This window comes from Streptomyces sp. SAS_281, assembly GCF_052542855.1.
On the sequence record NZ_JBMNDO010000101.1, the window covers coordinates 17,923 to 28,818 of the forward strand.

Genomic DNA, 10,896 nt, shown 5'->3' on the forward strand with positions numbered 1-10,896 from the left:
ACCGACCCCTTCAAACACCTGTGGTCCCGTGGTGATCGTGGCCTCGGCGGAGCGAAAGCAGCTGGCTGAGGGCAATCAGGACCAGCCCCGAAAACAGGAGGGCGTTTCCGCCGAGGAAACGGGCCTCCCAGGAAATGTTCGGCAGGACTCGAAAGTAGAAGAGGCTCTGCAGAACGACGGAAGTGCCCGTGAGCAGGGCTCCGAGGCCGTGGAGTTGCTGCCTGGTGACGTGGCGCTGCGCAATGGGCACGATCCACCCTGTCCGAAGCGTGACGATTCCCGCTGCGATCGCCAAAAGCCCCAGGAGCGCGCCCGTTCCTACTACCCATGCCATGGTGTCGCTCCGCTCAGACCGCAAGAGGCCCGGAACGCGAATAACGCCCGGCCCGAAGGTGCCTACATAGTCGCCGGACCGGTGTCGCCTGACCATGCCGGGTCCAGGCAAAGTCCAGCCGGCTTCATTGCCGTCTTCACGCGGGGTGTTCAAGATCCGCCGGTCACAGCACTGGTAGTGCTTGGTCACGTTGGTGCGGGGCCTGGCATGTCGCGGTGACAGGGGGGGGCAGGCGCCGGTCCAGGACGCGATGAGCATCTGCGGCTCGTCCAGCAGCAGGCCCCGCAGATAGACCTCGCCCCCACAGTCGGACGCGGTCGCCGGCGGCGGCGCACGAGCCCCTACGGGAAAGCAGGGGCCCACGGCCCGGCGCAGTTTGTCTGCCATCGCGGGCCTTGCCCTCCCCGCGCGGTCGAAGAGCGACATCGTCTCCATGTGCTGGTCGAGTCTTCATCATCGGACGCCTATGCGTGCGGACCGAACGATAAGCCGCTGCGGCGTGCGCGTCCCCGACGTCGGCAGGCGAGGGAGGCCGAGCCCTGCTGTCCGCCCCTCCCGAGGGGGCGCGGCCGGCGACGCCACGCGCCGCAGCGTTGGAGCGACTCGTGGAGTATCAGGCGTGGGAGAGCGCGAAGGAGACCAAGAAGCCTGACACCACGATCAGTCCTATGGCCAGATGTGCGTCTTCGAACGCTTCCGGGATCATGGTGTCGGCGAGCATGGCGAGAATCGCGCCGCCGGCAACCGCTGTCACGGCGGCGATCACACTGGTGGGCATGCCGCCCACGACCGCGTAGCCGAGGACTGCGGCCAGGGTGCTCGCGGCCGCGATGCCACCCCACACCCCGAAGACGTATCCCTTGCTGCGGCCGGCCTTCCGCATCCCCGCCGAACTGGACAGCCCTTCCGGCACGTTACTGATGAACACCGCAGCCACCGTGACCAGGCTCACCGCACCGCCATCCAGAAGGCTTACCCCGATCACCGCCGACTCCGGAACGCCGTCCAACAAGGCACCGAGGGCCAGCGCCATGCCCGAGCCCGACTGCTGCTCCTCGGATGGCTGCGCCTGCCCGTGTCCCGACCGTTTGCGGTGTCGTGCACCGCGGCGGGCCAGCACGGCGTTGCCGAGTGTGTAGGCCACCGCTCCTGCCACCGTGCCGATCACTGCCGGCGTCAGGCCGGCCTGCTCGTAGGCTTCGTCGACCAGTTCGAACGACACGGCCGACATCAGCACCCCGGCCCCGAAAGCCATGACAGAGGCAACAACCTTCTGCGGAACACGCAGCCGGAACCCAATCCACGCACCGACCAGCAACGCCGAACCCGCAAGAAGACCCCACGCTCCGGCTTGAACGATTTCAGGCATGCCAGCCTGCTACCCGATTTCTCCTGCTCCTCTCGTCCTGCTGCCGCCAGCCGTAGCGACCAATGGGTCCGCACCACCTATCAGGCAATGCGCGCTTCCGACCGGCCGGGCGGATGCTTCGCCTTCCAGCACCTTCTCCAGGCAGGTCGAGCCGACACCGTCCCGGCATCCGTCCCTCTGTTCCAAAGCGCCCAGCACGCAGTGCAACGGCTTATCGGCACACCCGGCAGACGGGGTGCGCGCGGGCGGGCGGCCGAGCCCGTGGATGCGAGGGCTGGTGGTGGCATGGATGCTCTGCGCGTCCCTGCCCCGTGCGGGCGGAAGCAGAGAATCGCGGGGATCAGGGGCGCACGCTCCGGCCTCGGCCACCGCAGGGCGGTGTGCTGCCCGGATTGTGGGAGGGCAGGCCGCGACGGGCCTGGCGTTCCACCTCGGCGATAGCCGTCGGTTGCACGTTGAGGTCAGATGCGCCAGGTGCGGATGCGGGCGGCCACCTGGTAGACGTCGCTCTTGCCGTCGCGGATGTCGCGGACGAGGTCGACCATGGCGCCGTACGGGGGGTCGATGCCTTCACCGGATGCGTGCATGTACGCGGCCGTGACCGGGGAGGCGTAGAGGCTGTTGCGGTACGGCAGGGGCTGGAGACGGATGAGGGTGTGCAGGAGGGCGGCGGCGCGCCAGACGGGGTCCGGGTCGGCGGTTGCGGGGCGCGGGATCTTGGTTCTGTGGCGGGCGACGGCTGCGACGAGGGCGGAGTAGTCGGCGACGCTGACGTCTTCGGGGACGGCTTGTTCCTGGACGTCCAGGAACCAGGGGACGTCGATGTGGAGGATCATCAGGCGGCGTCCGCCCCGCGTTCCTGGCTGGGCGGGATTTCGTCGGGAAAGGCGTCATCGAACTCGTCGCCGTGGGTCTCGCCCCAGGAGGTGGCGTAGCGGACGAAGTGGCGGCGCGGGCGCTCGCGCAGGGGCAGGTCGTGGACGTACTCAGAAAGGTTCACCGGACAGAGGTCTGCCGGCCAGCCGGGCGGGTCGGGGCCTCAGCTCCGCGGCAATCGACCTGCTGGCCCGTTCCCGGGCGTCAACCTGTCGGTGAACTGGCGCGCGGTCCGCATTCACTTGGCAGGGTCGTTCGAGCGGCTTCGGCGTCCGGGGACGACCGCTTAGGAGTGATCTTGGTAAGGAGTGCGGCATGCCTCCGCTCTCGCTGCCGCACTGGAGACAACCCTTGGACAGGTAAAGCGGGGATCACCCGCTTTCAGGAGAAGGGGTTCCTTCATGCACATCGTGAAACGGCTCGCCAGGATGGCCGTCGTTGCAGGCTCGGCGCTCGTGCTGGTGACAGGGTTGTCGACCAGCGCCCAGGCCGCGTCAGGGCTGTTCTACTACCTGCGGGGCGACAACCAGGCCCAGGTCGACTTCTTCGATCCGCCGAACGACACGTGCATCAAGCTGGACGGCGGCGTGATGCTGGCCGCCAACGCCACCGACACGACCGTTGTGCTCTATGCGGGCTCGGAGTGCGAAGGCTACTTCGCCCAGTTGGAACCTGAGCAGCAGGTCGTGTGGGGCGTCTCGGCTCCTGTGCGTTCGATGAAGTTCCACAGTTAGTAGCGCATCCAAGCCGACTGTCTCGGGGCGTCGTGAGCGCCCCGAGGCTTGCTGCGTATCTCGCCGGTTGTGCCTGGGCGACCCCCGAGACATCGCCAGTCTGTACAGCGCGGTCGAGACGGCCTGCGCGCGCAGAGGCCGTCTACATGTGTCTGCACCACGGGGTCCTCCTGTGCAGTCACCGCGTCTCACCGAACGCCGGCACATCAGCTGCATCGGCGCCCGGGCGGAGGCGTTCGTATCGCAGCGGGTGGCGCCAGCCTCCGTGGTCCTGTGACACGTCGGCGCCGATCTCCGCGACGAGCACGGGGTCGACCAGGCCTGGGCTCCAGGGATGTACGGCTGGTCCCGGACGCGGTGAAGCGGACGCCGACCCGGGGGCGTTCGGGGCCGGCTGCGGTGAGGTGGTCGGCGAGGTCTCGGGCCGGGCCGGGATTCAGCGGACGGTCCTGCCCGCGAGGCATAAGCGTCCGGTGATGTCGAAGCGGCCCAGGAGCAGGACCTGGGGCCGGTGCAGGAAGCCGGCGAGGTCGCCGATGAGGGCTTCGGCGGAATTCCTGCGGGGGGCCCTGGTCCAGCCGCGCACGCCCGGCCGGTTGCGGCCCGTCAGACTCTTGACCGCGACACCTTCGCCCCCGGGCACTTCGGTCCACTCGTACAGCCACTCCCGCGCGACCGCGGGATCCGTGGCCGAGGGGCACAGCATCCACGACGGCCCGAGCCGGTGGCCGGCGAACAGCGGCGGCGCGCGAGCGGCTCGGTCGGCCGACTCCCCCGCTGCCGTCGTGGGCTTGGCGCCGCCCTCGTCGGTGTCGGCGCGGCGCAGCCACTTCGACAGCGTGGTCGGGTGATCGCCGAAGTCGGCAATCTGTTCCAGAGTGACGCCGGGCTCGCGGTTGCGCGCCACCCGCACGACAACCTCGCGAAACCCCTTCGGCAACGGCTTGGGCACCGCAACATGTATCCAGGCCACATCTCAGCAAGCCGGGTCAGGCGTCACCTATCCATGCAGCAGTCCCGACCGCCGACGAGATTCTCGACAAAGTCGCCGCCTACTGCCACCGAATCTCTGACTCAGGTCACTAGAGCCCGAGGCTAAGGTCTGCTGTCATGGACTTCCAATCAACCACAGACCCCGCTACCTTCCCTGCCCCGCTGCGCGAGCAGTTCGAGACGTTCCTCGATGAGCACCGGGCCGCCCTCCACGCCAGTCTGGACGGGCTCACCGAGAAGCAGGCCCGGCAGTCGGTGGTGGCATCGAAAACCACGCTGCTGGGGCTCGTCAAGCACGCCACGTTCGTGGAGAAGGTCTGGTTCGACGAGGCGATCGCCTGCCGGCCGCGTGCCGAAATCGGCATTCCTGACACCCCCGACGAGTCCTTCGACCTGCACTACGGCGATACCGTTGCCTCAGTCCAGCTCGCATACAGGGAAGCCTGCGAGGCATCGCGGAAGGCCGCCGCGGAGCTGTCGCTGGACGATGTCGTACGGGGAAACCGGCGCGGTCCGCTGCCGATGCGCTGGATCTACCTCCACATGCTGCGCGAACTGGCCCAGCACTGCGGCCACGCGGACATCCTGCGCGAGCAGATCCAAGCCGCTTGAACAGTGGCCCGTTGCTCACCCAATCTGGCACGTCCACTGGATCCCCCGCCCCATGCCTCGTTGCTCAACCCGGTCGAAACTAGGGCGCGTATCGAGTCGTGATCACTGTGACTGCGTGAGTCCGCCCGAGGTGTTGGCCAGCGTGCGAGAGGGGGAGGTTACGTCATGGCGCCTGGCCCGGACATAGAGCCTCGCCGATGCTTCTCGGGGTGCCATCGTTGAACCGAGTGGGAGCCTGCGGTGGCGCGCCCTCATCTCCGCTGTGGAGAAAGTGCGTTGACGTTCCTCGGACGGTGGTCGATCATCGCTGCTCATGCTTCAAAATGAGATCTGGGATGACAAGCCGCTCAGAGCTATGACACCCCTGGGACGGGCATGTTCGCATCGGAGGTGCTGGAGCCGACGGTGAACCGCCTGGCGGAGCTCGCCGGGGGCGGGCGGGTGCTGGAGTTCGCCATCGGGACCGGACGGGTGGCAGTGCCGCTCGCGGAGCGCGGAGTCCCGGTCAGTGGCATCGAGCTGTCGAAGCCGATGCTCGATGAGCTTCGCACCAAGGTGGACGAGGCGGCCATCTCGGTCGTCGTCGGCGACATGACTACTGCGCGCGTCCCGGGCGAGTTCCAGCTCGTCTACCTCGTCTACAACGGCATCTCGGTCCTGCTCACGCAGGCCGAGCAGGTTGCCTGTTTCAGAAATGCCGCACGCCACCTCGCGCCGGGCGGGCGGTTCGTCGTGGAGCTTTGGGTTCCCGAGCTTCGCAAGCTGCCGCCCGGCCAGCCGGGCGTGGTTTTTGGGTCGGCGCCGGGCTATATCGGGCTCGACACCTACGATGTCCTGCGCCAGCAGGTCGTCTCGCACCACTTTGGGTTCGACTCCGAGAGTGGCAGTGAGGTCAGTCTGTTTCGCAGCCCACACCGATACATCTGGCCGGCTGAACTTGACCTCATGGCCGAGCTGGCAGGAATGACCCTGGAGTCCAGGCATGCCGACTGGGCCGGAGAGGAATTCACCGCGGAGTCGCGCTCCCACGTCTCCGTCTACAGGACGGCCGACCCGCTCTGACCGTTCCACGCAGCACAAGCAGCCACCAGCACCGGCCATGGCTGACCCGCTACTGCGCGGGCCACAGCACCCACCCGGCACGGCAAGCGTCTCAACCTCTACCTCACGCACAGAGCCACCTGCCGCGATCTCGTACGTCAACCGCTGGGCGGGGGCATTCCAGCTGCGCTGGGGTGATGCCATGATCTTGCGGGCGGAGGCCGGACACCGGGCGGTGCTGCGACGGGGCGCGCCAACATCGGTCAGCAGCGTCAAGGTTGGTGTGCACGCGTGGGTGGCACTGCCCGACATCGCCAGAGGCCCGACGCCCCGTGTGGCCGAGTGTGCCGTGGGCTCGGGCCAAGGGCTGTCCCGCAATTCCTGGTGGATCAGCGCGCGGCGTCGGATGCGGCGCATCGCAAGGCGGAGAGGCGCCCGCACACTGGATGTATTCGGGCGTCTCGACAACGCGGCGAAGTGCCGTAGCTGTCGTCGTGCGCCCGCCGGGAATTGTGGGACAGCCCTTAGGGAAGGGCGCCGACGGGGACGGTGACGGCGGCGGCTTCGACTTCGGTCTGCGGGGTGACCGGGAGGCGTGGTGTTCGGAACCATCCGAGGAAGCTCAGAACCGCGGCGGGAATGATCAGGTACAGCAGGAGGACAACGAGGGCCAGGGTGGTTTCGTGGCCGTCGAAGTAGAGCGTGTTCCGCAGCAGGATGTAGGCGTTGCGGGGTGGAAGGAAGGGGCCGATGTCTTGCCAGAAGCGGGGCAGGTAGGGCACGCCGTTGGCTCCGCCGGAGGACGGGTTGCCGAAGAGGACGACGACGATGACAGTGACGAGTGTTCCGGCGGCGCCGAGGAGCTTTTGAAGGAGGGCGGTGACACAGGCGACGGCGGCCATAACCAGCGCGAGGATGGGCCAGGTGATCCAGAACTTGCCGGCGGGAATGCCTTGAAGCCAGTAGCAGACGATGAGGTCGAGCACGAGCGCGGCGATCACGGAGTACGCGACGAGAATGCCTACTCGCCAGGGCCCTGCGGATGTCCCGGTCGCGGTGCGGAGCATGGTCGAGCTGATGTAGCCGCCGATGAACAACGGAACCATCATCAGTGAAACAACCAGGCCGAAGGGGTCTTTCTTCGCCAGTCGGTGGGGCGCGTACTGGTGCACCGTGAGGGGTTGTCCCAGGCGCTTCGAGGCTTTCTCGAAGTTGTCGGCGAGGTCCAGGGGCGCTACGTCGCTGAGGGACGGTACGACGAGCAGGGTGTTCGAGGAGGGGCCCGGGATGAAGGCCCCGTAAATCCGGCCTCGGTCGATAGCGCTTTTCGCGTCCGTTTCGTCCTTGTAGGTGTGGACCTTGATGGAGATGTTCCTCTGGGCGGCGGTCAGTACCGGGGACGTCCCGGTCACGCCGACCGGGAGGTCGCTGGCTACGGGTGAGTGGCCGGAGGTCATGTAATTCGCGGTGAACAAACACTGCATGATGCCCGCCAGCACGAGCGCGATGAGGGCTCGGACGAGCATGGTTCTGCTCGAGGGGCCGGGTTGATGAGCCGGGGGCGCGGCATCACCCAGCGCAATCCCATTATCCGAGGCTTTGCCCCGGGCCCTGGCGGGCCGCCAGCCCAGGAGGCTGACGACGGCACCTCCGACAAGGGTGTAGACGGCCAGCACGATGCACGGTGTGGTGATGTTGTTCCCGTCGAAATACAGCACGTTGCGGATCAGGGTGATGGCGTTCTGAGGGGGCAGTACGGCGCCGATGTGCTGCCAGTAGTCAGGCAGCAGGCTCAGCCCGCTTCCTCCGGAGGAAGCACCGCCCACGATGATGAAGAGCATCACCACCAGCAGGGTGCCGAGCGCACCGACGAGTCTTTGCAGAGCCGCCGCGGCCAGTGAAACGGCGACGGTCACGTAGAACAGACACGGCAGCAGCGGCCAGAAGCGGTCGTTGGAGAAGGCCCCGATTCCAGGACCGGCGATCAAGTCGGTGGCCAGGGCGCCGACGGCCGAGTAGCCGACCAGCATGGCCACGCGCCAGGGAGCCGCCGCAGTCGTAGTCGTTTTCTGCAGGAGCACGGCCGCCAGGTATCCGCCGATGAGGGCCGGGAGCATGAGCAGGCCCGCGACGCCCCCGAGACGGTCCCGCTGCGGCAGAGGCTTGACCGTCTGCACCGAGAGCGGCCGGCCGGCTTCCTTGGCCGCCGCTTTGAACGCGGCCTCCAGTTCCACCTGCCCGAAGAAGCTCTTCGCGGGCACCACAATCAACTTGTCGCCCGCAGTTAGGGGAAGATAGGCGCCGTAGAGCTTGCTCTGATCGATGGCCTTCCTCACGGCTGCCTCGTCCGTGTACGTGACCCTCTCGAGCGACACCTTCGATGTCACCGCGTCGACAACCGGGGAGGCACCCGTCACCCCGAACGGCATGCTCCGCGGGGCCAGGATCTGCAGCGCACTGACCAGACAGACAACGAACAAGCTCTGCAGCACCAGCACGATCCCCAACGCCAACAGAATCTTCTTCAGCACAGGCGCATCCTTCGGGTCAGAACGGGCTGCGCCCGACGGCTCGGGATCGAACGGGCTCCACATGGGCACGCTAGGTTCGCCCGGGCCACCCCGCACGCCGATGTGCTCCAAAAGGCCGGGGCCGTCAGCTGGAGTGGCGCTCCAAAGGGAAGGCACATGCTTGCGTCACCGAAACCGTGCCACGGACACGACCGTCGCCCCTCCCCGAGCCTCCAGCTGCCTGACCGCCAGACTCTGTGCGTAATCCTGTTCGTGCTCCATCCCGGGTTCCAGCGGGAGGACCTGCCCCAGGAACTCCGGCTCCGGTATGACGTGCCGGCGACGGCTTGCCGCATGGAACGAGGCCGGCGTCTGGGACCGGCTCCACCTGGTCCTGCCCAAGAAGCTGCGCTTGGCGCAACAGCTGGACTGGTCGAGGGCGGTCATCGGCATCAGCCACGTCAGGGCCGCTCGACGCGACGACATCCACGAAGCCTTCCTCGGCCTCGCCACCTGTCTCATCACCCACCGCCACGTCCAACGCCTTTGTCGGGACCTTCTAGCCTGGTAGGCGGTTCCGTCGGCGGTGATGCTGATGAGCTGTTCGTGGGCCTATCAGGCTTCCCCGCTGGGGCACTGGGGCAGTGCCTCCGGCCGGTGCGGCGCTGGTTTCGTTGCCGGCGTTGCCGTAGGACCAGCCGGTGGTCGAACCGCTCTTCGAGTCGAGTCCTGAGGCGTCGTCGGTAGCCGTCGGTGGCACTGGTGGGGCAGGAGGCGGCCTTGGCAGTACAGTCAGGCCGCGGTACGGGCGCCGGAGGAGGTGTTCGTTTCCTTGGCGTAGGAGAGGCGCCCGGCGCAGTCGTAGGTCTTCGCGGTCCTGCGGCCCGCGGCGACGGCCGGCATCTGATCCCCCGTCGGATGCCAGGCTCTTCAGAACTGTCGCCACTCAGCCCTGTCCACCATCCCTTCCCCCGCGCCACGTATCCCAGACAGCTGCAACGGGCTGTTCATGACGCTGGACAAGCCTCCGGCCTGCGCGGACGGGCCGATCCTGGTTTTCGCGCCGGGTTCCCGACGCGTTCACCACCCATTACGCGGGTCATCGTCGAGCACTCAGAAGATGCGTGCATGAACCACATGACTCGGGCCAAGGCCGCTTCCTGCGCCCTGGCCGCCGCCCTCCTGGTGGGCACGGCCACACCGGCGGTCTCCGCCCACGGCAACCCCTCCCCCAGCGACTGGGGATCCCACGCCTCCCCCCGCATCCCCTTCACCCACGCCGAGGTCACCGCGCGGGACGACGGTTCGTACATCGTCGAGTGGAACGCGCCCGGCGTGCGCCGTGTCGCCGTCGTGGCCAACGGACATACCGTCGCCACCGGTGGTTCGACCGGCAAGGTCACTGTCCGGGGGCTGCGTCCCGCGGACCGCCAGTGGTTCGACCTGGTGCCCGAGCGGGGTGGCTCCCTGCACCTGGCCGACCGGCTCGTCAAGCTTGAGGGATCGGTCAACTTCCGTGACGCGGGCGGTTACCGCACCGCCGACGGCCACTGGGTCAAGATGGGCGAGATCTACCGCTCCGACGCCCTGGACAAGCTCACCGACGCCGACCTCGCGAAGCTCCGCCGACTGTCGATCCACACCGTCTACGACCTGCGCACGGAGTCCGAACGCACCGCCGGTGCCGACCGTGTCCCGCCCGGAGCCGCCCATGTCGTCGCGGACGTGCTGGGCGGTTCGCCCACGACCACCATGCCGACCACCGCCGAGGAGGGTGTGATGATGATGATCGAGGGCGAGAAGTTCATGGTCGGCGGCGACACCGCCAGGGCCGCTTACCGCACGGTCTTCGACGGGATCACCGACGACGGCTCACGCGCCGTCGTCTTCCACTGCACGGCCGGCAAGGATCGCACGGGCTGGGCCAACGCGGCCCTGCTCACGGCACTCGGTGTGCCGCACTTCACGGTCATGGAGGACTACCTCGCCTCCAACGACTACCGCGCCAAGGCCAACGCGCAGGCCCTCGCCTCGATGCCCACCGCGCAGGCCGCGATCTACAAGCCACTGATGGACGTGCGTCCCGAGTACCTCAACTCCGGTTTCCAGGAGGTCGGAAAGAGGTTCGGCTCGTTCAGGTCGTACGAGAACAGGGCGCTCGGCCTGGACTCCAAGGACATCCGCGACCTGAAGCGCGACCTGCTGGTCGGCTGAACCGGACGCCCCGAGACGCGACCCCGGCCGATTGCGCCCGGCGACCGCTTTCGCCACCCGCCGGCCGGCTGAGCCCGGAGAGCTGGATCGCTGCCTGTCGGCTGAGCCCGGCCAGCTCGCCCCGCGACGCGGGGGGGGGGGGGGGGGGGGGGGGGGGGGGGGGGGGGGGGGGGGGGGGGGGGGGGGGGGGGGGGGGGGGGGGGGGGGGGAGGG

10 protein-coding genes and 1 pseudogene are annotated in these 10,896 nt (G+C 67.9%); 5 read left to right on the forward strand and 6 right to left on the reverse strand.

The genetic code is table 11. The annotated features are described in order from the left end of the window. Positions 1-10 precede the first annotated feature (10 nt). The 4 genes from ACN6LM_RS29105 to ACN6LM_RS29120 all read right to left on the reverse strand — a co-directional run bounded on the left by ACN6LM_RS29105 (position 11) and on the right by ACN6LM_RS29120 (position 2,703). Complete coding sequence (locus ACN6LM_RS29105; protein WP_445068363.1) at positions 11-760, reverse strand: hypothetical protein; 750 nt, start codon at positions 758-760, stop codon at positions 11-13. Between the two features lie 187 nt (positions 761-947). Then, positions 948-1,703: a ZIP family metal transporter gene (locus tag ACN6LM_RS29110; protein WP_445068364.1), complete on the reverse strand. Its 756-nt coding sequence runs from the start codon at positions 1,701-1,703 to the stop codon at positions 948-950. Positions 1,704-2,164: 461 nt separating this feature from the next. Then, entirely contained in the window at positions 2,165-2,539 is a 375-nt protein-coding gene (locus tag ACN6LM_RS29115) for a toxin Doc (protein ID WP_445068365.1), read from the reverse strand. Next, the gene (locus ACN6LM_RS29120) at positions 2,539-2,703 is read right to left on the reverse strand and encodes a hypothetical protein (protein ID WP_445068366.1); all 165 of its coding nucleotides are present in this window, start codon (positions 2,701-2,703) and stop codon (positions 2,539-2,541) included. Before ACN6LM_RS29120 ends, ACN6LM_RS29115 begins: the two co-directional genes overlap by 1 nt. Positions 2,704-2,980: 277 nt before the next feature. On the opposite strand from ACN6LM_RS29120, the gene ACN6LM_RS29125 reads away from it, so the two are divergent. Beyond that, positions 2,981-3,313, forward strand: coding sequence for a hypothetical protein (locus ACN6LM_RS29125; protein WP_445068367.1), 333 nt, complete (start codon positions 2,981-2,983; stop codon positions 3,311-3,313). Between the two features lie 436 nt (positions 3,314-3,749). On the opposite strand, the gene ACN6LM_RS29130 is transcribed toward ACN6LM_RS29125, so the two are convergent. Then, on the reverse strand, positions 3,750-4,220 hold the full coding sequence (locus tag ACN6LM_RS29130; RefSeq protein WP_445068368.1) for a hypothetical protein: 471 nt from the start codon (positions 4,218-4,220) through the stop codon (positions 3,750-3,752). 203 nt (positions 4,221-4,423) lie between these two features. Between ACN6LM_RS29130 and ACN6LM_RS29135 the strand changes: the two genes are divergently transcribed. Both ACN6LM_RS29135 and ACN6LM_RS29140 read left to right on the forward strand, forming a co-directional pair. Next, on the forward strand, positions 4,424-4,918 hold the full coding sequence (locus ACN6LM_RS29135) for a DinB family protein (protein WP_445068369.1): 495 nt from the start codon (positions 4,424-4,426) through the stop codon (positions 4,916-4,918). Positions 4,919-5,231: 313 nt separating this feature from the next. Further along, a pseudogene (locus ACN6LM_RS29140) lies at positions 5,232-5,980 on the forward strand (class I SAM-dependent methyltransferase). Between the two features lie 503 nt (positions 5,981-6,483). On the opposite strand, the gene ACN6LM_RS29145 reads toward ACN6LM_RS29140, so the two are convergent. Then, positions 6,484-8,490 carry a hypothetical protein gene (locus ACN6LM_RS29145; protein WP_445068370.1) on the reverse strand — a complete coding sequence of 669 codons (2,007 nt, stop codon included), beginning with the start codon at positions 8,488-8,490 and terminating at the stop codon, positions 6,484-6,486. A gap of 307 nt (positions 8,491-8,797) precedes the next feature. Between ACN6LM_RS29145 and ACN6LM_RS29150 the strand changes: the two genes are divergently transcribed. Both ACN6LM_RS29150 and ACN6LM_RS29155 read left to right on the forward strand, forming a co-directional pair. Further along, the gene (locus ACN6LM_RS29150) at positions 8,798-9,040 is read left to right on the forward strand and encodes a hypothetical protein (RefSeq protein ID WP_445068371.1); all 243 of its coding nucleotides are present in this window, start codon (positions 8,798-8,800) and stop codon (positions 9,038-9,040) included. A gap of 557 nt (positions 9,041-9,597) precedes the next feature. After that, positions 9,598-10,683, forward strand: a complete 1,086-nt coding sequence (locus ACN6LM_RS29155) for a tyrosine-protein phosphatase (protein ID WP_445068372.1) — start codon at positions 9,598-9,600, stop codon at positions 10,681-10,683. Positions 10,684-10,896: the final 213 nt, after the last annotated feature.

Excerpts from the sequence above, each read along its gene's own strand:
- ACN6LM_RS29150 (WP_445068371.1), top strand. The coding sequence starts at position 8,798 with ATGACGTGCCGGCGACGGCTTGCCGCATGGAACGAGGCCGGCGTCTGG.
- ACN6LM_RS29110 (WP_445068364.1), bottom strand. The coding sequence starts at position 1,703 with ATGCCTGAAATCGTTCAAGCCGGAGCGTGGGGTCTTCTTGCGGGTTCG.
- ACN6LM_RS29115 (WP_445068365.1), bottom strand. The coding sequence starts at position 2,539 with ATGATCCTCCACATCGACGTCCCCTGGTTCCTGGACGTCCAGGAACAA.
- ACN6LM_RS29125 (WP_445068367.1), top strand. The coding sequence starts at position 2,981 with ATGCACATCGTGAAACGGCTCGCCAGGATGGCCGTCGTTGCAGGCTCG.
- ACN6LM_RS29155 (WP_445068372.1), top strand. The coding sequence starts at position 9,598 with ATGAACCACATGACTCGGGCCAAGGCCGCTTCCTGCGCCCTGGCCGCC.
- ACN6LM_RS29105 (WP_445068363.1), bottom strand. The coding sequence starts at position 760 with ATGTCGCTCTTCGACCGCGCGGGGAGGGCAAGGCCCGCGATGGCAGAC.
- ACN6LM_RS29135 (WP_445068369.1), top strand. The coding sequence starts at position 4,424 with ATGGACTTCCAATCAACCACAGACCCCGCTACCTTCCCTGCCCCGCTG.